Below are 22,959 nucleotides of genomic sequence, written 5' to 3'. Positions count from 1 at the left end.
CAATTATCCTATAAAGCAGAGCAGCCGGGAAATTGGGGTTCATTGGGGTTATTTAACCTGTTTTTAGGAGGGAATGTATGACTTTGGAAAATCTTTTAAAGAAAATTGACGGTAAAGTGTTAACGGATAATTTAAAAGAGATTACTATTGATAATATTTACATATGCGATTTATTGAGCTGGGTTATGTCACATGCTAAAAAAGGCGATGCATGGATTACCGTACTAACAAATGTTAATGTACCTGCGGTTGCACTTCTCACTGAAGTAGCCTGTGTTATTATACCTGAGGACATTAGTGTAGAGGAGATGACATTAAGAAAAGCCAAGGGAAACGGCATTATAATGATAAGCACACGGTATAATGCTTTTGATATTTGTAAAAAGTTTACAGACCAATAGCTCGTACAATTTACGGAGGAAAAATCTTATATGAATTATATACAAAGCAGCCAGAATTCAACTTTAAAGGAAATCAAGTCACTGCACCTGAAAAAAAACAGAGATGCTCTGGGCTTATTTTTTGTAGAGGGAATACGCTTTGTCAACGATGCCATCGACAACGGACAGGTTATATCAAAAATAATAATTTCCGATAAGCTGGAAGGCCTTAATGGAGGTAGTGAACTGATAGAAAAGGCTAAGGGTGTTTGCAGCGACATAAGCCTTGTTCCTGAAAAATTGTTCAAAGAAGTCTCAGATACTCAGACCCCTCAAGGTATCCTTGCAGTGCTTGAAAAGAATCAATTTAATTTTGAGAAGGTTATTGAGGAAGGCAATTCTTTGGTGATATTGGATTGTCTGCAAGATCCCGGCAATGCGGGAACAATAATTAGAACTGCAGATGCCGCGGGAATCTCAGCTGTACTTATGTCAAAAGGCTGCGTTGACCTTTATTCTCCAAAAGTTCTTAGATCTACAATGGGTTCTGTTTTTCATGTCCCTATATTTGAAGGATTGAATATTACAGAAACTATCCAAATACTTAAACAAAAGGGTTACAAGGTAATAGCCTCTCATTTATCAGGCAAAAACAATTACTTTCAGGAGGACCTGACAGGCAAGAGTGCCATTATTGTAGGCAACGAGGCAAATGGTATTTCTGAGGAAACAGCCCATATGGCGGACAGTCTCGTAAAAATACCCATGCCGGGCAAGGCTGAATCCTTAAATGCTTCTATTGCAGCTTCTATAATGATATATGAAATTGTAAGACAAAAAGTCATGTAAATTTTTGTTATAAGTGCTTGTAGATTTACCAAAACCCGTATATAATATTCTTGAATGGGAACGTTCCCATTTTTATCAAATTTCATGGAGGAATTTTTGAACAATATTTTTGATATAGCGAGAATGGCAGGTGTATCAAAAACTACGGTTTCAAGGGTAATAAATAATCAGCCCGGTGTCAGGGAGGAAACCCGTATAAAGGTACAGGAAGCCATAAAAAAGCTAAATTACGTTCCAAATCATGCTGCCAGGAGTCTGGTTTCAAGAAAATCCGGAGTTATCGGAGTAGTTTTAAATGAGTTTAATGCTTCTGTGTATCTCAAACTTGCAAATTATCTGGAGAAATATGCTGCTCTATATAACTACAATGTAGTTTTCTGTAGCTCAAACGACAATTATGAGTCCAAATCCAGATATGTTCAGTACTTCACTGGAGGTGCTGCAGACGGACTTATACTTTTTGGAAGTGACACAAGAGACAGAGAGTTGGTTAAGAAAATTCTAAAAACAGGTTTTCCATTAGTATTAATAGAGAATTACTTTAACGATATAAATGTAAATGATGTAATAATTGACAACTTTTCGGGAGCAGTAAATGTTGTAAACTATCTGGTTAAGCTGGGACATCGTAAAATTGCACACATTACCGGAAATATAAACCACAAGGTTGCGTTGGAAAGGCTTAACGGCTATATAAAAGCCTTAAACGAAAACGGTTTAGCCTACAACAAGGAATACGTCATACATACAGATTCCGGCGAGCAAAGCGGATGCAAATCTGTAGACCAATTGCTAAAATTAAAGGAACCTCCCACAGCAATATTTACTTTTAATGATATGCAGGGATATGAGGTAATCCAAAGGGCTGCCGAGTTGGGAATAAGTGTTCCGCAGGATTTATCAGTGGTTGGTTTTGATAATATTTACGATATACTCAGGTTTATACCGTCAAATATACGGTTGACTTCTATGAAACAGCCCATGGACAAAGTAGCTGAGGCTGCAATAGGTTTAATGATGACAAATATTGAGGACGTTAATGCAAAACCTCAGATTATTTCATTTGAAACAGAAATATTTCATGGTACATCTTGTCGTGAAAAGAAATAGCTTGGTGAAAGCTTAATAAAATAATATATTTTAGCATAAAATGGGAACGTTCCCACTGTATGCAGAGGAGGTAAATATGAGGTTCGGATATTTTGATCGACAGAACAGAGAGTATGTTGTTACTAGGCCTGATACACCAACGCCATGGATTAATTACATAGGCAGCGGAAATTATGGGGGGATAGTTTCAAATACAGGAGGAGGGTACAGTTTTCATAAGGACCCTCAGAATCGCAGGGTAACACGATACAGATACAACAATATACCAATGGACAGACCCGGACGGTACATTTATATAAGGAATAAGGAGACAGGGGAGTACTGGAACCCCGGATACCAGCCTGTCCAGAAAAAACTGGACAGTTACAGCTGCCGTCACGGTCTGGGCTATACTGTTCTGACTGGAGAATATAAAGGGGTTATTGGAGAGGTTACATACTTTGTACCCGACGATAAGAATTTTGAACTATGGTTTGTCAAAGTATCAAATACACGGAGTATAAAGCAGAATCTTCAGATTTTCGCATACTCCGAATTCTGCTTCTGGGATGCAATCATGGATCAGCAAAATGTTGACTGGGTTCAGCAGATTAATCAGGGCAGGTTCGATGATGGAATTATCACCTGGCATCCCCACCACATCAGTGACAATTCTGCTTTTTTTGCAACAGGTGAGAAAGTAAGCAGCTTTGATACCAATCTCGAAACCTTTATAGGAAAGTATAGATCCGAAAGCAATCCGATTGCCGTAGAACAGGGAGGTTGCAGTAATTCCGTATCTTACAGGACAAACGGAGTAGGAGCTTTTTGTATAGATTGTGACCTTGGACCTAATGAAGAACGTGAGTTGGTTTTTGTACTTGGATTTGCAGAGGAGAAATCAGAAATAAAAAATGACATAAAGGATTACCTTCTGCCGGAAAATGCCAAGTCAGCTTTCAGCAGACTACAGGGCTCATGGGTTGACTTTATATCCAAGCTCAGTGTTGAAACACCTGATGAGGATATGAATCTTTTTGTAAATATATGGAACCAATATCAGTGCAAAACAACCTTTAACTGGTCAAGGTTTGTTTCATTGTATCAACTGGGTCTGGGAAGGGGTATGGGAATCAGAGACAGCGCTCAGGATACACTGGGGGTAATGCATACCATACCTGAAGAGGCAAAGGAGCTTATTATAAAGCTTCTTAAATGTCAGTACACAGACGGAAGGGCATATCATTTGTTTTTTCCGCTTACAGGGGAAGGCGGACAGGGGGATGCTCCCGTCAAGAAATTTGACTGGTACTCCGATGACCATCTGTGGCTAATACTTGCTGTAAATGCATATATAAAGGAAACGGGAGATTTTGATTTCCTTAACATGGAAATTCCGTATAACGATAAAATTACCTCCCAGACGGTAATGCAGCACCTTGATAAGGCCTTGGAATTTACAAACAATAACCGTGGCCCTCATAATATTGCTCTGGCGGGCCGAGCTGACTGGAATGACACACTTAACCTTGATACAGGTAAGGGTATTGCAGAAAGTGTATTTACGTCTATGCTTTATTGCAGGGCATTAATAGAAATGATTGAAATACTGGAATTCTTAAAAAAGACGGATAAGATAGAAAAATATTCCAACATGTATGAGGATATGAAGAAGGCCATAAACGATACCTGCTGGGATGGAGAATGGTACAAGAGGGCTTTTGATGACAACAGTCAGCCGCTTGGCTCAAAGGAAAACAAGTTTGGCAAAATATTTATTAATTCCCAGTCATGGGCAGTTTTAAGCAAAGTAGCTGAAAACGGAAGAGAAGAGCAGTCAATGGAATCCGTTGAAAAGTATCTGAATTCAAAGTACGGTATTGTAACCATGTATCCTTCTTACACGGAGCATGACACCACAAAAGGCGGAGTAACGACATATCCTCCTGGAACAAAGGAGAATGGAGGGATTTTCCTTCACACAAATCCTTGGGTAATGATTTCAGAAGTAATGCTTGGTCACGGAGACAAGGCATTTATGTATTACAATCAGATTTTGCCGGGCAAAAGGAATGATGATGCGGAGCTTTATGAGGTGGAGCCTTATGTCTATTGTCAGAATATTCTGGGCAAAGAGCATCCTCAGTTCGGAATAGGCAGAAATTCCTGGCTTTCAGGAACGGCTGCATGGAATATGGTAGCTTCCAGCCAGTACATACTGGGAATAAGGGCAAACTATGATTCACTGACAGTTGACCCTTGTATTCCTTCTAGCTGGAAAGGTTTTAAAGCTACAAGAGTATTCAGGGGTGCTACCTATAATATAGAAGTGCAAAATCCAAACAGGGTTTGTACAGGAATAGCAAAGATAATTGTAGACGGCGTTGAAGAGGAAAAGATACCTATTTTTAAGGCTGGAACAGAACACAATGTAGTGGTTGTGATGAAATAAGATAATTAAAAGGGAGTGCCGTGGGGCACTCCCTTTGCTAATTCCTTTCTTTTGAGAAAAAGCCATAAATAATGACCATAAGACAAATAATAAATTGTACATAAATCAAAAGTCTGGCAACCGGATTTAATTCACTTAAAATTCCTTCTCCGGGGCCTCCGCCATATGTCCTGCGGATTATGTTTGCATCATTCAAAGTGATTAATGTCAATAATTCTAATATACCTACAAACAGCAGAGCAATTCCGAATTTAAGCATAGATAATCCGATTTGGGATATTCTGTATACATGTTGGGGAACATCAACTCGTTCTACAAGGTCGATATGACAGTCACTGCACTTGGTATAACCTTTTTCATATTCTATTTTACATTTTGGACAAATCATTATTGCAGCCTCCTATAAAGCTTATATTTCTATGGACGAGATAAGGTCTGCCTTTTTGCTTTCATTATCGGACAGGTTTTTCTTTAGTTCCTTTCTGTTGGTTTCAAGAATTCTCAATGTTTTATTTATTTTATCAATAAGATTTCTTAGACTTTCAGCATCACTTCGTATTCTGTCTCTTACTTTTAAATCCGTAAAAATATTATCAAACCAGAAATCAACAGCTCTGGTAGTAGAATCTATTTCAGAAGAAAGGTACGAAGCCTGCAGATTCACATCCTGTAGTTCGCTCTCGAAATTTTTAACCTGTGAATTCAGTATGTTAAAATTTCTTTGTGCTTCTTCAATGTGGTTATATTTTGCCTTGTGAGTACAAATTCCTCCATCCAGCCATACATCAAGCGTAGCCAGATCTTCAGCCTTATTAAGATGCTCCATTGCATTGCCTGCTGTAATCAACACATTATTACCGGCCCTGATAGCCTCCTCGGCCTCAACCAGCTGCCCGGAAAGGAATTCATGCTCTTGCTCTATTTCTGTGTACGTTTTGTATGATTCGGCTGAAATATTATTTTTTATTGATTCCTCACGTTTTGCCAATTCATCCTCTACTGTGTGTTTCAATTCGTAAAGTTCAGACAGCCTAACATTTAGTTCTGATTCTTCCTTGCACAATACACTTACATTTTCGGTAGCCCTATCATACTCCATTTTGGCAGCAAACATTTCCTGAGTTTCCTTATTTACTTTTCCCTCGTATTTTCCAAGAAGTTTTCGTAGAGAGTTTGCCAAGGAATCCTTTTTTATATTTTCCACATCCAGAGATTCAGCTTCAAATTTATGAAGAAGAGTATTCACATTGGCCTTGGCAACAGATACTTTTCCACGAAGATTTTCCATTCTATGTTCCAGTACAGGAAGTACTTCGAGACGGTCTTTTATTTCCTGTAATTGCTTGTTGTCCATTTTAGTCCCCTCCGGTTATTTAAATTATTTTAGTATAAAGAACCATATTCTAAATTTTCAGGTAATATGTATAGGTGGTGTATCAACTACATATATTATTTTCTTCAATACATTTTCGTTTTCCTTGTAATAATCACTGTCCTTCAGGATATTAAGACTGGTTCCGTAGTCTATAAGTCCTCTTGAAATAATAGTGCCTTTTCGTATAAGAATACTGTCAACCTTCAATATATTTTTCCAGAATTGCTTTGAACTTGCCAAATCTATCTCCTTGCCGTTTTTAAACTTTAAAACATAGTGAAGGTCAACTTTTGAAGTAGATTTTCTGTTGTATGAACAGTAAACCTCCGCATTATTTATATCCTTCCAGCTATATGTCTGGGTTTTATGAATAAAACCATTGCATGATGCTATTTCATTCTCGTTTACCTTGGCATATGTAGAAAACATTTGAGTTACTGTTATTAAGAAAATAACAGAAATAATCAGAAAGACTTTCTTAGTACCCAATCGTGTTATGATTTTGTAGATTAAAACAGGAAAATAAGCTGTTTCTTCACGAGAGATAATTATAAAAAATACAGCAAAACCATACAAAACAAATACCCATTTCAGAAAGCCTGAACTAACTAACAGTAAATCTCCCGTGGACATAAATGTTTTTTGTTGAATATAAATAAAAAGATTGTAAAGCATAATTAAAACCAAAGAAATCGGTGCACCTGTAAATACACACTTTAACGTAAAACTTATTTTTTCTGCAGAATCCATGAAAACCTCATAAATTATAAAATATTTCCCAACCATTATATAATTTGGAAAAGCTGTAGTCAAATATAAACATGCAAAATTCTGCCTTGATTGTTTTGTACTAAGTTGCTATAATACCTTTATATATGTGGTTTTGAAATTATAATCCAATGGCAATGATGGAGAAAAGTAAGCGAGAGACGAATATTTCAGAGAGAAGGTATCATCGGCTGAAAGTACCTTTATTATACGACTTGCCCAAGTTCCCTCCGAAGCTGCAGCTTTGAACCGTGATATGATTTTTTATCATTTGTAGAGGTTGCCGGTTAAAACCGTTATATTTATAAAAGAGTCCGGGTAATCGTATCCGGAAATTCGGGTGGTACCGCGAAGATATCCTTCGTCCCTTTATTGGGGCGGAGGTTTTTTATTGCCTAGGATAGTATAAAGTTTTTTGTAAAAAATGAGTATTGGAAAGCCCACGGATTAAGGAGTATAAGACAAATGTAAAAGTTTTCCTAGACAATAAAAAACTATTAATTTATGCGCGTGCCAAATTTTCCTTGGCTAATAAGTGCAATGAAAACATTATCTGCGAGGAAAGGCACATGCGCAAACAAAAGTGGCCTTGCCACCTTTGTTATTTTGTGACAGTAAGTAATGAAAGGAGATAATAGAAGTGATTGAAAAAATCAGTAAGTTAAGAGATACTGCCATCGGCAGGATCAAGGAAGCCGTCAGCAGTACAGAGGTAGAAGAACTCAGAGTAAAGCTGCTGGGCAAAAAAGGTGAATTGACTGAAATGCTAAAGGACCTCAAGAATATGGATATTGAGGAAAGAAAGCAGTTCGGGCAGGAAGCGAACGCATTGAAAAATGAATTAACTGAAATAATTGAAGGAAAATTTAAGGAGCTTAGTGCAAATGATGTAAAGAAGTCTTTATCCAGTGGGTCAAACTTTGATATATCTTTACCGGGTACTAACTTCAAGCTTGGTTCTTTGCACCCTGTAACTATTGTTCAAAAGGAAATTGAAAGAATATTTACGGGAATGGGCTTCAATATAGTTGATGGGCCTGAGGCAGAGGAAGAATTCTTCAATTTTGAAGCATTAAATATACCAAAGCACCATCCCGCAAGAGATATGCAGGACACGTACTGGCTGGAAAACGGCTCTTTGCTGAGAACCCATACATCTCCATGCCAGGTTAGGGCAATGCAGAAGTACGGAGCACCTCTCAAGGTAATTGCTCCGGGAAGATGTTTCAGAAATGAAAGTACTGATGCTTCTCATGAAAATACATTTTTCCAGTTAGAAGGAATGATGATTGATAAAAACGTATCAATTGCAAATCTCATTTATGTTATGAAGCTGCTTTTGTCAGAGGTATTTCAGAGAGACGTTAAAATAAGACTAAGACCCGGGTTTTTCCCATTCGTTGAACCGGGCTTTGAACTTGACTTGAACTGTATGATTTGTGGCGGAAAAGGCTGTCCTACCTGTAAGCATTCGGGCTGGATAGAATTACTGCCTTGTGGAATGGTTCATCCCAATGTACTCCGCTACGGTGGCATAGACCCTGAGGAATATACAGGTTTTGCATTCGGACTTGGACTTACAAGACTTGCAATGATGAAATATGGAATAAGTGATATCCGTGTTCTTAATTCAGGTGATTTAAGAGCTATGGAACAATTTTCGGTAAGATAGGAGGGAAAAAGGTTGAAAATATCATTAAACTGGATTAAAGATTATGTTGATTTAGAAGGCATTGATATAAAGGAATTATGGTATAGGTTTACCATGTCCACAGCTGAAGTAGAAGATGTGGAGTTTGTGGGGCAGGACATAAAAAACGTAGTTGTGGCTAAGGTTTTAAGTGTAGTTCCCCATCCTGAATCTAAAAAGTTGAAAATTACACAGGTAGATTCCGGAGATGGTGTAATTCAGATTGTTTGCGGAGCTCCTAATGTAGCCGAGGGAATTCTGGTACCTTTAGTAAAAATCGGAGGTTCTGTAAATAAAGTACCAAAAATTGGAAAAGCAAAGCTTGTGGGAGTTGAAAGCTTTGGTATGCTGTGTTCTGCTTCAGAGTTGGGAATCAGTGATGATCACAGCGGGCTTCTTGTTCTGGACGGCGATTATGCACCGGGTACTGACATAAAATCAATAATTGATATTGATGATGTAATAGTTGAGATAGACAACAAGTCGCTTACTAACAGGCCTGACCTGTGGGGACACTATGGAATTGCCCGTGAAATTGCAGCTATTTACGGCAGAGAGCTAAAGCCAATGAACCTTGATAGTCTGGAAGGTTCCGAGGAAAAGGCAAAACTGGATATAAGTGTTGAGGATACAGAGAAATGCCTCAGATATTCAGGGCTCAAAATAGATGGCGTAAAGAAACTGGAAACTCCGTTGAATATGAAGGTAAGGCTTTTCTACTGTGGAATGAGATCAATATCTCCGCTTGTTGATTTAACTAACTATCTTATGCTTGAAATGGGCCAGCCTATGCATGCATTTGACAGCAGACAGGTTGAAAGCGGAATAGTTGTTCGCTCCACAAAAGAAATTACACCATTTACAACTTTGGACGGAGTTGAGAGAAAGCTCCCTGAGGATGTACTGCTTATTTGCACAAAGGAGCGTCCTGTTGCAATAGCAGGTATAATGGGTGGGGAAAATTCAGAGGTACTGGAAGATACCACTTCAATATTACTGGAATCTGCTACTTTTGAGGGTTCATCAACCAGAAAAAGCTCAACTAAAATAGGGCTTCGTACAGAAGCAAGTGCAAGGTATGAAAAAATGCTTGACCCCAATTTGACGGTTCAGGCAATACAAAGGTTTGTAAAACTCCTACGTGATATGCAGCCTGATATACAGTTTGCATCAGCTTTAACAGATATTTATTGCAATAAGCTAGAACCAATTGATATAGAAATAACCAAACCGTATATTGACAAGTATATCGGAAACACCCTGACTACCGAAAAAATGGTTGAGATACTCCGTGCTCTGGAATTCAAGGTTGACGTGGACGGAGATACTTTCAGAATAAAAGTTCCAACCTTCAGAGCAACAAAGGATATAACTATGAAGGTAGATATAATTGAAGAAATAACAAGAGTTTTCGGTTATGACAACATTCAGCCTCAGACTCTTGATATTGCCTTAAAACCGCTGCAATATAATGAAGAAAGACTTCTTGACCACAAAATAAAGGAACTGCTTTCAGAAAGATTTGGTGCTTCTGAGGTCAACAGCTATATATGGTATGATAATACTTTCAATTCAAGAGCAGGTATTGAAACTAATGCACAAGTAAAGGTTCTGAACCCTCAGGCTCAGGATTCCAATACCTTGAGAGATAGTATGGTTCCGGAAATGCTTTCATTTGCTGAAAAAAATGAAAAGACATATGACGATTTTTCATTGTTTGAAATTGGCAGTGTATTCAAAGCTGCAACCCCAAAAGAAAAGTGTGAACAGCACAAGAATATATGTGTTTTGGTTGCCAGCAAGATTAAAAGTGAAGATGAGCTTTTCTATGAATTGAAAGGAATGCTCTCCTTTATTGCCAAAACCGTAAAAAATATTGATCTTGAATTTACTGCAAGTACAAGTGGACATAACTGGGTTCATCCTATGAAATCAGTTGATGTAAGCTTTAACGGGAACATGATGGGATACATTTCGGTAGTTCACCCCATGATTAAGAAAAACATCGGCAAGAAACTGAACATTGCAGTGTTTGAGATAAACAGGGATGTTCTCCAGAGTATTGAACAAAAACTGGTTAAATACAAAGAACCGTCAAAATATCCGGAAGTTCTTCTTGACTACAGCTTCCTGGTTGACAATAGTGTAACATTTGACAAGATGATGCAGGACATCAGAGGCTTCAAGTCAAAGATACTAAACGGTTTTGAATTCGTTACAATATACAATGGAAAAGGTTTACCTGAAGGAAAAAAGAGTATGACTTTCAGATTTGTAATCGGTTCAGCTGAAAAAACCCTTTCCAGTGAGGATATAAATGAATTTGCAAACAGCCTGCTGAATTATATGGCGGGAATTGGTTACACCCTCAGATAGGGATGTAGTAGTTACTGATATAGATTGAGAAAAATAAAGCACATTAGCAAAAAGCTCTATTAACACTAGTTTCTAGCTAATGTGCTTGTTTTTTATTTATACATTTATTCTTGATTTTTCAACTGACTTTCATAGGCTTCAATCATTCTCTTAACCATTTGTCCACCAATAGGACCGCCTTCAGAGCCGTTCTGTCTTGCTGTCAAATCTCCCTTGTAGTGGTCGTTGTTTTCTTTGGTAAATTGAGTTCTGCCAATTTCAGCAGCACACTCCATTTTAAATCTGGTAAGAGCTTCTCTGCTGTCTTCCACAAGTGGTGTTTTAGGTCTCGACATAAATATTCTCCTTTTTGTTCATATTATTAACGGAAACCTTCCGTTTAAATGTAGTTTTGTCAACATCGCTGATTTTGTTACATGTAAATATTACTCGAATTGGTTCTAAGAACATTTCTTTTATGATAAAAAAAGGAAATATAACTTTTATTTGCTAAGACCTAATGTTATACTAGTAAAGATAAAATTCTTTAGCAAAAGAGCAATTTAGGAGGGTACTTATGGAAAAAGTAACATTTGACAGCTCCAAAGCTTCTGGCTTTGTTAGCGATTATGAGATTAACTATTTCGAGGGCTACGTAGAACAAGCACACAAAATGCTTCACGAAAAAAATGGTCCTGGAAGTGATTTTTTAGGATGGGTTGATTTACCATTAAATTACGATAAAGATGAATTTGCACGTATAAAGAAGTCAGCTGAAAAAATCAAATCCGATTCTGATGTGTTGATAGTTATAGGAATCGGGGGTTCATACCTTGGTGCAAGAGCAGCAATAGAAATGCTTTCACATTCTTTTTATAATATGTTGCCAAAGGACAAGAGAAAAACCCCTGAAATCTACTTTGTAGGAAATAACATCAGTTCTACTTATCTTTCTGACCTTTTGGAATTAATAGAAGGTAAAGAAGTATCAGTTAACGTTATATCAAAATCAGGTACAACTACAGAGCCTGCAGTCGCTTTCAGAATATTCAAGGAATACATGGAAAACAAATATGGCAGGCAGGAAGCTCAGAAAAGAATATATGCTACTACAGACAAGGCTAGGGGAGCTTTAAAGAAACTTGCTGATGAAGAAGGCTACGAGTCCTTTGTAATACCTGATGATGTAGGAGGCAGATTTTCAGTTCTGACAGCTGTTGGACTTCTGCCAATTGCTGTTAGTGGTGCAGATATTGATATGATTATGAAGGGAGCTCTTGACGCATACAATCAGTACAAGGACTTTGAATTCAAAAACAATGACTGCTACAGATATGCAGCTGCAAGAAATGCACTTTATAACAAGAATAAAACTATTGAAATTATGGTTAACTATGAGCCATCGCTTCACTTCTTTACAGAATGGTGGAAGCAGCTTTACGGAGAAAGTGAAGGAAAGGATCAGAAGGGCATTTTCCCTGCAGGGGTTGATTTTACAACTGACCTTCATTCCATGGGACAGTACGTACAGGATGGTTTGAGAAACCTGTTTGAAACTGTTATAAATGTTGGTAAGGCTAAGAAAAGCATAACAATAAAGGAAGATAAGGACAATATCGACGGTTTGAACTTCCTTGCAGGAAAAGAAATGGCATTTGTTAACAATAAAGCCTTTGAAGGAACACTCCTTGCACATACCGATGGCGGAGTACCTAATCTTATTGTTAATGTTCCTGAACTTAATGAGTATTACTTCGGAAACCTTGTATACTTCTTTGAAAAGGCTTGTGGAATAAGCGGGTATCTTCTTGCTGTTAATCCGTTTGACCAGCCCGGTGTTGAGGCATACAAGAAAAATATGTTCGCACTCCTTGGAAAACCAGGATATGAAGAACAAAAGAAGGAACTGGAAGCAAGACTTGATAAGTAAATTATACAAATTTAGTACTAAATTAGGAAATAAGCATATGACCGTGAAAAGTTATATGCTTATTTTTTTGCAAGTATCCCAAGTATATTCACATTCTTTAAAGCTAAGTATATAATTTAAGCAATAATAGGACATTAAGGAGAATACAATGGATAAATCATTAAAGCTAAAAATATCGGAAAATAAAAAAGTAAAAGGCGCAATATCAGATTTTACAATATCGTACTCCTCCAAAACTCAGAATAACAAAAGTGCCAGTAATAAAATAATATCAGCGCTTAAAGGCAATGAAAATATAATTATTGAAATAGACAGTTCACTGATGACTTTGGATGAGGATAAAAAGAACTACCTACTTGGGCGTCTTACAGCTGTGTTAGAAAAAATGAGCCTGAACTATATAATAAATAAGGTTCATTACGACAAAAAACGTTCATTCTTATCCGTTCCGATTGAGAGTAAAAAAGTTGAGGGTTTGAAAATCTGTGTTTTTGCCGACGATAACATTTGGAGAAATGAAGAATTCACTGATATGATTCCTGAGTACGGAGTAAGGTACTATATCTCAGGGGGATTTAATGATTTGGAAACCTTCATGAGAGAGGATGACGAAGAACGTATTAACAAGTGCAGTATGGTTATTTTTGATCATATAATACTTGGAAGTATGGGAATAAATACTTCAAAAAGTCTGGCAGAATTAAATAGTATGTTGGATAAAAACATGCTGTAACAGGCTCCTGACCGTTTCGCATTGACTGTGTATAAAAAAACTGCTATTGTTTAGTTATATTATATTTGGCTATACGTAATAATATTTGGAGGTTTACCATGAATTATGAAGCTGCATTGGAATATTTACATGGTACCCTGAAGTTTGGCAGTATATTCGGGCTTGACAGAATTACCAAACTTTTGGATTTAATGGGTAATCCCCATAAAAAACTAAAGTTCATCCATATTGCCGGAACAAATGGCAAGGGTTCTACAACAGCTTTTATCAACAACATTTTAGTTGAATCGGGATACAGAACAGGAATGTTTACATCTCCGTATATTCAAAGATTTACAGAAAGAATTAAAGTTGACAACACTGAGATATCAAATAATGAGCTGGCTGAACTGGTTTTACAAATAAAGTTGAAAATAAAAGAAATGGTAAGTAATGGGTTTGAACATCCTACAGAATTTGAAATCATTACAGCTGCTGCTATGGAATTTTTCTACAGAAAAAACTGTGATTTCGTAGTATTAGAAGTAGGCCTTGGAGGTATTGTAGATTCCACTAATGTAATAGATTTGCCGGAAGTATCGGTTATTACCACAATCAGTATGGATCATACGGATAGATTAGGAGCTACTCTCGGGGAGATTGCATCACATAAGGCAGGTATAATAAAACACAATGGAACGGTTGTGCTTTATCCTCAGGAGCAAGAAGCTGAAGAAGTAATTAAAAGGGTTGCTAAAGAGAAAAACGCAAAAATACATAAAGTAGATTTTTCAACGATATCTGAAAAATCTTTCGGTTTAGAAGGACAGATATTTGATTATAAAGACTATGAAAACATAAAAATAGGTTTATTGGGCGATCACCAGATGAAAAATGCTGCAGTTGCAATTGATACCTGCGAGCTTTTGTGTAATAAAGGATTTGCTATTACACATAGGAATATATTAGACGGGTTGGAAAAGACTATGTGGCCCGGCAGGTTGGAAATAATTAACGAAAATCCTTTGGTGATGATAGACGGCGCTCATAATTTAGAGGGCGGGCAGGCTCTGAATGCCGCATTGGACAAGTATTTTACACAAAAGAAAAAGATTTTTATCGTCGGATTTTTACGTGATAAGGATTTTAAAGGAATAATGGATATGTTGGGCAGTAAAGCAGATACTATTATTACCGTCACTCCCAATAATGAGAGAGCCGTTCCATCCGCTGAACTGGCCCAAATTTTACAAATATACTCTCAAAGCATAATAGATGGAATGAGTATTGAGAATGGATTACAGATTGCAGTTGGTCTTGCGGATAAAGAAAGCGTTATCAGCGCTTTTGGTTCACTTTATATGATTGGAGAAATAAGAGGACATTATAAATAGAAAAATTAAAACACTTTGAAGGGAGCTTTTGTTATGGATTTGAAACAGGAAATCAGAAGTTTTACTCCTATTGACATAGAAAAACTATCCCAGGAAAAGAACGTGTCCGAAAAGGTAATAGACTCTGTAAAAGGGTACAATAAGGCCATAGAGAATCTGCGTACCGGAAGCGAAGATATAGCCATGATTGAACTGAAGAAGGTAATTTCAGTTAATCCGGATTTTTATGATGCAGTTAATTTACTTGGATTATGTTATGCGTATACAAATCAGATAGATAAGGCACAAGAACTTTTTGGCAGAGTCGCAGATGCAGAGGACAATTCAGTTAAAGCAGCAGAATATTTAAATTATATAGGCAGAGGAAGTAATCCCGGAAAAGGCAGCGGCAATACCAAAACAGTAAAAACCGAAGTAAATCCACAGAAGCCCGTTCCCCAAAACAGATCTGCAAAACCAAAGAAGCCTTCTAACGAAGAAGTACAGGCAGAATATGTATTAATCAAAAATTTAGGTTCACAGTTAAAGAAGCCTTCTGTTGCCGTAACCATAAACATTTTAAGCGTTATATGTCTTATAGCTGCAATAGCAGTTTTCATGGCAAATTATAAAAATACCCGCAGTGATGAAAGCGGGCCGGATACAACTGTAAATACCGAGTTAAATGAGAAATACGACAAGGTAGTGTCTCAAAATGAAAAACTCAAGAAGGATTTGGATGCAGCTAATTTAAAACTCAAGCAAATACAGCTGTCTTCACAGTTATCCCAAATATCAGGATTATATGGACAATACAAATATATTGAAGCAGCAGATAAGCTTTTAGCAATACCGGCAAAAGACTTGTCCGCAGATAGTAAAAAGAAATATGATTCCATCAAAGCTAATGTACTGAAAAACGCAGCAAACCAATTAACCGTAGAGGGAACCAGCCTTTTTAATAAAAAGAAATACAAAGAGGCAATTCAGAAACTGGAAAAGGTGTTTACCTATGGAGCAAAATGGTCTTTTGGGGACAAGGCTCTCTACGTACTGGGTAAAAGTTATGTGGCTAATAATGAGCCTCAAAAGGGAGCAGAAACATATAAAAAGCTTATAAAAGACTATCCGGATTCATCTTATGTGAAATATGCCAGAAGCAGGCTGGAGTCATTACAATAACATTTACGTATATTATAAGGCACTTTACACCACCACATGTAAAAGTGCTTTTTTGCTACTTCAATTTGTACATGTAGTGAGAGGATGTACAATATACTAATTAACTTCCTGTCATAATATATATACATTAGATAGTTTTTTATCGAGGGATATGTATATGAATAAAAGAAGCCGAACAGTAAATATTGTACTCAGCGGAGGCGGAATAAAAGGCATAGCCTTTGCAGGAGCATATGACGAAATTGAAAAAAAATATAAAAGAACAGGCAATATTGCCGGTGTTTCAGCCGGTGCACTGGTAGGATCACTTATTGGAGCCGGATATACTTCCAGTGATTTAGGCAGGATTATGAAGGAGTTCGATTTTAGTTCATTTTCAGATATGGGGGAGATCCCAATGAATATCTCCATTGCTAATAGCATGAGAAGTATAGAGAAGGAGAAAAGGGTTCTGAATGAAAGTGATCTGGAAACATTGCTACACCGTCAGGATTACTCAGAACTGAATCTTGTCAGAAAATCCAAGGAAGACTTTGTGGGTTCCAGAGGAAACTTTCTTGTAAACCTGATTGCATTCAGTAAAAAGAATGCATTTTTGAATGGTGAGCTATTGGAAAGCTGGGTTGCTCAGCTCCTTGCCAACAAGGGAATACGTACCTTCAGTGATTTCCGGGGAGGAATAGCAGATAAGGTGAATCCCAGGGGTTACAAGGTAAGAATGACTGCGGTTGATGCCAATACAGGTAAAGTAATTGTTCTTCCAGATGACATGGCACTATATAATATTGACCCTGATAAACTGGAAGTTGCAAAGGCGGTCAGGATGAGTACATGTGTTCCTTTTGTTTTTGACCCGGTTACAATCGAGTTCAAAGATGCCGGAAACAAGCCTAAAACTCATTACATAATAGATGGAGGTGTTCTTGATAACTTTCCGGTTTGGCTCATTGACAGCACTGAAAACAATGTAGTTATAGGACTTAAACTGGAAGGCAAGGAGCCAAAAGGTCTCAGTTCTGCAGAACATATTTTAAAAAAATTACTCCATTCTTCACATGACACGGGGGTTCCCAAAAACTCCTACAATATAGATAATATTGCTCATATATATACCGGGGATATCTCCTTTCTGGATTTTGATATAACTGCCGAAGAATCCCTTTATCTGTATAATCAAGGCAAACTGGCTGTTCAGAAGCTTTTTGTCAGTATGCAGAAGAAAACCAGAGGATGGAGAATTTAGGGTAAATAGTTTTAATTGTTATTTTAATGTTAACTGCTTCGTTGCTTTTTTTCGATTTTTATTATATTATTAAGTTTAATGAGAATAAGAAAGCTAAGGCACTAAAGACTAAAGAATATATCTCATAAATAATATATGGTTGGGTATTTGGCAGGAGGTAAAAATGTTATATCGAAGCACAAGAGGAAGTTGCAGAAGTGTGAGTGCAGCTGAAGCTATAAAGAGAGGTATTGCAGCAGACGGAGGTCTGTTTGTACCTGAAAAGACAGTTCAGTTTAGCCTTGAACAAATAGCTCTCATGAGTGAAATGAGTTATCAGGAAAGAGCGGTTAAGATACTGGAAGGTTATTTGGAGGATTATACTTTCGAGGAACTTTCAGAGTGTGTTAACAAGGCTTATACCGCAGAAAAATTCGAAAGTAATGATATTGCTCCTTTGCATAAGCTTTATGATTCGGTAAATATACTGGAACTGTGGCATGGGCCTACAAGTGCATTCAAAGATATGGCTCTGCAAATACTTCCGCATTTTCTTGTTAAAGCACTTAAGAAAACAGGGGAAAAAGAAGAGATAGTTATTCTGGTAGCAACATCAGGAGATACAGGAAAAGCTGCTCTTGAAGGATTCAAGGATGTAAATGGGACAAAGATTATAGTATTTTTCCCAAGCGAAGGTGTCAGTCAGGTACAGAAAATGCAGATGGTAACCCAGGAGGGTGGTAATGTACACGCTATAGCTGTAAACGGCAATTTTGATGATGCTCAGAATGGTGTTAAAAGAATATTCGGTGATGAGGATGTATCGGTATTGATGGAAGAAAACGGATACAAGTTTTCATCAGCAAACTCTATAAACTGGGGCAGACTGGTTCCTCAAATCGTATATTATTTTTCAGCATATGCTGATATGATAAAGAACGGTGAAATTAAAGCGGGGGAAAAGATAAACTTTGTTGTTCCTACAGGTAATTTCGGTAATATTCTGGCTGCATATTATGCAATGCAGATGGGCTTGCCTGTTAACAAGCTTATTTGTGCTTCAAACGACAATAATGTGCTGACAGATTTTATTAATACAGGGGAATACAATAAAAACAGAGAATTCAAAAAGACCCTGTCTCCATCAATGGATATTCTCATTTCAAGTAATCTGGAACGACTTTTGTATCTTATAACCGGTGATAATGCCGAAAAGGTTTGCGACTGGATGAACAAGCTTAAAAATGAGGGTTCATATACTGTAGACCAGGATACCAAAAAGAAAATCCAGAATATATTCTGGGCCGGTTACTCAAATGACAGTGATACATTAAAAACAATTGAAAGTGTTTACCAGGAGACTGGATACGTGGTTGACACCCATACTGCGGTTGCAGTGGATGTATATGACAAATATGTTATCTCCACAAGCGATGTTACAAAAGCTGTTATTGTTTCTACAGCAAGTCCGTTCAAATTTAATGAGAGTGTTGTAAAAGCCATTGCAGGAGAAGAGACGATCAAAGGAAAGACTGAGTTTGAGCTGCTGTCTGTACTGTCTGAAAAGTCAGGCCTTAGAATTCCTGCTCCATTAAAGGAATTGGATAAAAAGCCTGTTCTTCACAAGGATTTTTGCGAGCCGATAAACATGATTGATAAGGTTAAGGATGCATTAAATATTCAAGAAAATATCAAAACAGAAAAATAATTATAAATATAAAAAAAGGCACTGATCTTGTATGATTAGTGCTTTTTTAGTTGCATAAAAAGAAAAAATATGCTAATATTACACCAAGGAAACACAATTGTACGTATCACACGGACAGGAGAAAATATGAAACAAGAATCTATATTTTTTTTAGTTGATTCATTTATTTTGCCAGACATATTTTCAAAGGTTATAGAGGTTAAAAAAATTCTAAGTCTTGGTAAAATAAAAACTGTTAACGATGCCGTCAAAGAAGTAGGAATCAGCAGAAGTGCCTACTACAAATACAAAGATTATGTTTTCCCTTTTAACGAGACATCAAGGGGTAAGGTCATAACGTTATTTTTCGTTGTAGAAGACTTTTCGGGCATTCTATCGAGTATTATAAATAAAATTGCTTCAGCCAGTGCAAATATATTGACAATAAACCAGAACATTCCTATAAATGGTTTGGCAGATGTGACAATTTCTATTGAAACAATGAATATGAAAATAGATATTCAAAACCTTTTAGCAGAGATTAACAAGGTTGAGGGTGTCAGAAAAAGTGAAATATTAGCTAGGTAATGTAACAAGATGTAATTTATTGCAGGAGGGTTTTTATGGTTAATGTAGCTATTCTAGGTTACGGAGTTGTTGGCTCCGGTGTTGCAGAGGTTATTAAGAAAAATAGTGAAAGCATAAGACAGCGTGCAGGAACAGACATAAAAGTAAAATGGATATTGGATATAAGAGATTTTCCGGATAGTCCTGATAAGGATGTGCTTACAAAAAATGCGGATGACGTATTCAATGACAGTGAAGTTAGTATTGTAGTAGAAACAATTGGAGGGGCAAGGATTGCCCATGAATTTACAAAAAGAGCTCTTATGGCAGGAAAAAGTGTTGTAACTTCCAACAAGGAGCTTGTTGCAACTCATGGACCGGAGTTGCTGCAAATGGCAAAGGACAATGGTGTCAGCTATCTGTTTGAAGCCAGTGTAGGAGGAGGTATTCCTATAATACGTCCTTTGAACCAATGTCTGGCAGCAAATGAGATAAATGGTATAACCGGTATATTAAACGGGACTACAAACTATATACTGACCCAAATGAAAAAAGAAGGCAAAAGCTTTGAAACTGCACTAAAGGAAGCACAGCAGAACGGTTATGCGGAGCAGAACCCTACAGCTGATGTTGAGGGTCATGATGCCTGTAGGAAAATTGCCATTTTATCATCCATTGCGTATAATGAATTTGTTGATTGTGAAAATATATACACAGAAGGCATAACAAAGATAACGGTTGATGACATGAAATATGCAGATGCCATAGACGGAGTTATAAAATTGATTGCCGTTAGCAAAAAATCAAATGGTAAGATATTTGCACGTGTTTCACCTGCCATTGTGCCTAATGAACATCCTCTTTCTAATGTTGAAGATGTTTTTAATGCCATTGTTGTTAATGGTGATGCTGTAGGAGATGCAATGTTTTATGGAAGAGGGGCCGGAAAATTGCCTACTGCAAGCGCTGTTGTAGCCGATGTTATAGACATAGCAAAACATCCGGGTTTCGGAACAGCGGGTGTGTGGGTAAGAACAAAGGAAAACAATATACTGCCCATCCAAGAAAGCACTACTAAATTTCTTGTTAGGGTAACCGCTAAAAGCACAGCTGATGCAAAAAAGGATATTTTATCAATATTCGGAGAAACTGAATTTGTAGAATTACATTCCAAAGCAAAGGACAATGAGTTTGCTTTTATAAGCGGTAAAATAGCAGAAAGCGAATTCACCACAAAGCTTGACAAGCTTGAATCCGCCCCTGACATTACAGTATTAAACAGAATAAGGATTGAAGAATAAATGAGAATTACCACAAAAAAATTAGTACTTTGTGCATTAATGACAGCGATTGTTTTTTTGATTACCTTTACTCCGTTTTTGCAGATTCCAAGTCCAATGACTCAGGGATATTATAATATAGGAGATGCGGCCATAATGATTGCTGCTATTCTTTTAGGAAGAAGGGTAGGATTCATTGCGGGCGGAATAGGTTCGGCACTAGCGGACATTGTAACAGGGTATTATATATATGCACCGGCGACCTTGATAATAAAGGGTATTGAGGGATATATAATAGGAGCAATCGGAAGTAGGAAAAATGGTGTTCCATCACGCCTGAGGCAGATAGTAGCTGTTGTAGCTGGTGGACTGGAAATGGTTGTAGGGTATTTTATATATCAGGCAACTGTTATGAGAATGATTAACCCTACTCTGGGCATGGCAAGCATTATTGCAGATCTTCCGGGAAATCTGATTCAGGGTGCCCTTAGTGCAGTCCTTGCATTGATTTTTCTTACTGTATTATACAGGACAAAAGCCGTTAAGAATTTACTACGTTAAATAATAGAAAGCCGGAAATTTAAACATTTTCCGGCTTTTATGCTATCCTTTAATTTTTCAATACGTCAGCATCAATTTCACAGAGGTCTTTCGTAACCAGTCTGACTGCAAAATCTGTGTTTTTAGCCAAAGTAGTTTTAGGAATACTGATTATCTGTACTCCTTTTCTGCACGGCGTACCGGTAACAATTATATTGTTTTCAAACAAATGTACCGAATCAACAGAGAAGTTCTTTATAAAGAAGCCAGCATTTTTTTTGTTTATGGAAGGACTCTTTTCAAAAAAGCCCAGTTCTCCATACAAGTCGTTTAGCACATCAGTATCTGAAGGAAGTACAAAAATTTCTTTCATATTAAGATATATTTTTCTTGGTAAATAGCACCATTCAAGGTCGTAGTTTTTCTTCCAGTCAGGATGGTAAACCGGGCTTTTGTATTTCAAGTTATTGTAAAGAAGTTTATGTCCCAGAGGCTTGGAGCTGTTGAAGGCTTCTTCCAAATCTATGTTTGTATCAAGGACATCAGATGTCTGATAGCCTCCATTTTGTTGAAAATAGATTTCCTGAGAGGAGTCTGAAATATAGTGTGTCAATTCCTGACGCAACCGGACATTCTGTTTAGTTAAATCTGAATTATTTTCTGAATAAGTTAAGACAGTATCATCATCAATCCCGTAATCCTCAGGAGTCTTTCCGGTATTGCCCAAAGCTATATTTTGATAATCCAGTTCATAGCCTGCCGGAGTGCAAAGCTGTACTATTATATTGTTATAATTTTCATAATTATTTATATCCTCTTTTTTAATGGATACTATCTGAACGCCCTTTTTTAAAGGTTTTCCAAAAAAGACAATTCTATTACCCCGCTTAACCGCATTTTCTAAATCAAAATCGTAAATAAGGAAGTTTAGATAGTTTTCGTTATCTATTGATATGTTAGGATAGAATCCCAATTCTCCTTCTATATCTAAAATATTTGCTGAATTTCCTGTGTAAGCAAACAAATTATGCCTTGCATATATTAATTTACGAGGTAGATACAGCCACCCGCGATAATATGCTTGTTTCCACGAATTCACATAAATTGGCCTTAAATACTCCTCGTCAGAGTAAATTGTATCATAAGAAAGAGAATCTCCCGAATTCTGTATGTTTGCAGGCCTGACATCCAGAGTACCAGCCGGATTTTTTGAACTACTTGTTTTTCTGAAATCATCCTCATACAGAATTTTATTATCCCCCGGAACAATGGAAGATAAAATTTCCTTCAATCGCTTGTTATCCTTTTGAGAACCGGAAAGATTCTGTGGCTTTGTGGGAATATCATTTATTTTAGTTTTTGGAAATTCCAGCATTGAAATTAAGGCGGCAGATAGTATAATAAATATAACAGATATGGCCAGTATTAGAAGTTTTTGTTTATTGGTTATCATAATAAGCCGATTCATATATTCCTCCTTATAAACTTTGGTAAATACGCTTGGCACA

Annotated in this window: 20 protein-coding genes and 1 other annotated feature; of the genes, 15 read left to right on the top strand and 5 right to left on the bottom strand. The window is 37.1% G+C overall.

Annotated features, from left to right (window positions below; all coding sequences use genetic code 11):
- Nucleotides 1–77: 77 nt before the first annotated feature.
- The 4 genes from L323_RS36980 to L323_RS36965 all read left to right on the top strand — a co-directional run bounded on the left by L323_RS36980 (nucleotide 78) and on the right by L323_RS36965 (nucleotide 4,770).
- Nucleotides 78–401 carry a DRTGG domain-containing protein gene (locus L323_RS36980; RefSeq protein ID WP_020816724.1) on the top strand — a complete coding sequence of 108 codons (324 nt, stop codon included), beginning with the start codon at nucleotides 78–80 and terminating at the stop codon, nucleotides 399–401.
- A gap of 30 nt (nucleotides 402–431) precedes the next feature.
- Nucleotides 432–1,229, top strand: a complete 798-nt coding sequence (locus tag L323_RS36975) for a TrmH family RNA methyltransferase (protein ID WP_020816723.1) — start codon at nucleotides 432–434, stop codon at nucleotides 1,227–1,229.
- Nucleotides 1,230–1,325: 96 nt separating this feature from the next.
- The gene (locus tag L323_RS36970; protein ID WP_020816722.1) at nucleotides 1,326–2,339 is read left to right on the top strand and encodes a LacI family DNA-binding transcriptional regulator; all 1,014 of its coding nucleotides are present in this window, start codon (nucleotides 1,326–1,328) and stop codon (nucleotides 2,337–2,339) included.
- 76 nt (nucleotides 2,340–2,415) lie between these two features.
- Complete coding sequence (locus L323_RS36965) at nucleotides 2,416–4,770, top strand: GH36-type glycosyl hydrolase domain-containing protein (RefSeq protein WP_020816721.1); 2,355 nt, start codon at nucleotides 2,416–2,418, stop codon at nucleotides 4,768–4,770.
- 37 nt (nucleotides 4,771–4,807) lie between these two features.
- Here L323_RS36965 and L323_RS36960 read toward each other — a convergent pair whose 3' ends face one another.
- The 3 genes from L323_RS36960 to L323_RS36950 are packed head-to-tail and all read right to left on the bottom strand — an operon-like array spanning nucleotide 4,808 to nucleotide 6,895.
- Nucleotides 4,808–5,158: a hypothetical protein gene (locus L323_RS36960; protein ID WP_020816720.1), complete on the bottom strand. Its 351-nt coding sequence runs from the start codon at nucleotides 5,156–5,158 to the stop codon at nucleotides 4,808–4,810.
- A gap of 21 nt (nucleotides 5,159–5,179) precedes the next feature.
- Entirely contained in the window at nucleotides 5,180–6,124 is a 945-nt protein-coding gene (locus L323_RS36955; protein ID WP_020816719.1) for a hypothetical protein, read from the bottom strand.
- 57 nt (nucleotides 6,125–6,181) lie between these two features.
- Nucleotides 6,182–6,895, bottom strand: a complete 714-nt coding sequence (locus L323_RS36950) for a hypothetical protein (protein WP_020816718.1) — start codon at nucleotides 6,893–6,895, stop codon at nucleotides 6,182–6,184.
- Between the two features lie 146 nt (nucleotides 6,896–7,041).
- Nucleotides 7,042–7,285 (top strand) — a binding site (T-box leader).
- Nucleotides 7,286–7,553: 268 nt separating this feature from the next.
- Here L323_RS36950 and pheS point away from each other — a divergent pair.
- Both pheS and pheT read left to right on the top strand, forming a co-directional pair.
- A complete protein-coding gene (pheS, locus tag L323_RS36945) occupies nucleotides 7,554–8,585 on the top strand; it encodes a phenylalanine--tRNA ligase subunit alpha (RefSeq protein WP_020816717.1) in 1,032 nt (343 codons plus the stop codon).
- Nucleotides 8,586–8,597: 12 nt separating this feature from the next.
- On the top strand, nucleotides 8,598–10,979 hold the full coding sequence (gene pheT / locus L323_RS36940; RefSeq protein ID WP_020816716.1) for a phenylalanine--tRNA ligase subunit beta: 2,382 nt from the start codon (nucleotides 8,598–8,600) through the stop codon (nucleotides 10,977–10,979).
- Nucleotides 10,980–11,083: 104 nt separating this feature from the next.
- On the opposite strand, the gene L323_RS36935 is transcribed toward pheT, so the two are convergent.
- The gene (locus L323_RS36935; protein ID WP_020816715.1) at nucleotides 11,084–11,314 is read right to left on the bottom strand and encodes an alpha/beta-type small acid-soluble spore protein; all 231 of its coding nucleotides are present in this window, start codon (nucleotides 11,312–11,314) and stop codon (nucleotides 11,084–11,086) included.
- Nucleotides 11,315–11,535: 221 nt separating this feature from the next.
- On the opposite strand from L323_RS36935, the gene L323_RS36930 reads away from it, so the two are divergent.
- From L323_RS36930 to L323_RS36890, 9 genes are all read left to right on the top strand, one after another.
- Entirely contained in the window at nucleotides 11,536–12,888 is a 1,353-nt protein-coding gene (locus tag L323_RS36930) for a glucose-6-phosphate isomerase (RefSeq protein ID WP_020816714.1), read from the top strand.
- A 148-nt stretch (nucleotides 12,889–13,036) separates the two neighbouring features.
- A complete protein-coding gene (locus tag L323_RS36925; protein ID WP_020816713.1) occupies nucleotides 13,037–13,621 on the top strand; it encodes a hypothetical protein in 585 nt (194 codons plus the stop codon).
- A 98-nt stretch (nucleotides 13,622–13,719) separates the two neighbouring features.
- Nucleotides 13,720–14,994, top strand: coding sequence for a bifunctional folylpolyglutamate synthase/dihydrofolate synthase (locus L323_RS36920; protein ID WP_020816712.1), 1,275 nt, complete (start codon nucleotides 13,720–13,722; stop codon nucleotides 14,992–14,994).
- A gap of 33 nt (nucleotides 14,995–15,027) precedes the next feature.
- Nucleotides 15,028–16,155 carry a tetratricopeptide repeat protein gene (locus L323_RS36915; protein ID WP_020816711.1) on the top strand — a complete coding sequence of 376 codons (1,128 nt, stop codon included), beginning with the start codon at nucleotides 15,028–15,030 and terminating at the stop codon, nucleotides 16,153–16,155.
- 157 nt (nucleotides 16,156–16,312) lie between these two features.
- Nucleotides 16,313–17,398 (top strand): patatin-like phospholipase family protein, encoded by a 1,086-nt coding sequence (locus tag L323_RS36910; RefSeq protein ID WP_020816710.1) that lies wholly within the window; start codon nucleotides 16,313–16,315, stop codon nucleotides 17,396–17,398.
- 163 nt (nucleotides 17,399–17,561) lie between these two features.
- Nucleotides 17,562–19,085 carry a threonine synthase gene (gene thrC, locus L323_RS36905; RefSeq protein WP_020816709.1) on the top strand — a complete coding sequence of 508 codons (1,524 nt, stop codon included), beginning with the start codon at nucleotides 17,562–17,564 and terminating at the stop codon, nucleotides 19,083–19,085.
- A gap of 126 nt (nucleotides 19,086–19,211) precedes the next feature.
- The gene (locus L323_RS36900) at nucleotides 19,212–19,652 is read left to right on the top strand and encodes an ACT domain-containing protein (protein ID WP_020816708.1); all 441 of its coding nucleotides are present in this window, start codon (nucleotides 19,212–19,214) and stop codon (nucleotides 19,650–19,652) included.
- A gap of 35 nt (nucleotides 19,653–19,687) precedes the next feature.
- A complete protein-coding gene (locus L323_RS36895; RefSeq protein ID WP_020816707.1) occupies nucleotides 19,688–20,932 on the top strand; it encodes a homoserine dehydrogenase in 1,245 nt (414 codons plus the stop codon).
- Nucleotides 20,933–21,472, top strand: a complete 540-nt coding sequence (locus L323_RS36890) for an ECF transporter S component (protein WP_020816706.1) — start codon at nucleotides 20,933–20,935, stop codon at nucleotides 21,470–21,472. It abuts the gene before it with no gap.
- Between the two features lie 49 nt (nucleotides 21,473–21,521).
- Here L323_RS36890 and L323_RS36885 read toward each other — a convergent pair whose 3' ends face one another.
- Nucleotides 21,522–22,919, bottom strand: a complete 1,398-nt coding sequence (locus tag L323_RS36885) for a hypothetical protein (RefSeq protein ID WP_020816705.1) — start codon at nucleotides 22,917–22,919, stop codon at nucleotides 21,522–21,524.
- Between the last annotated feature and the right edge of the window lie 40 nt (nucleotides 22,920–22,959).

It is taken from the genome of Ruminiclostridium papyrosolvens C7, from assembly GCF_000421965.1.
Taxonomy (GTDB): Bacteria; Bacillota; Clostridia; order Acetivibrionales; family DSM-1351; genus Ruminiclostridium; species Ruminiclostridium papyrosolvens_A.
Note: the sequence above shows the minus strand (reverse complement) of the source record. Positions and strands in the feature narration are given on the sequence as shown.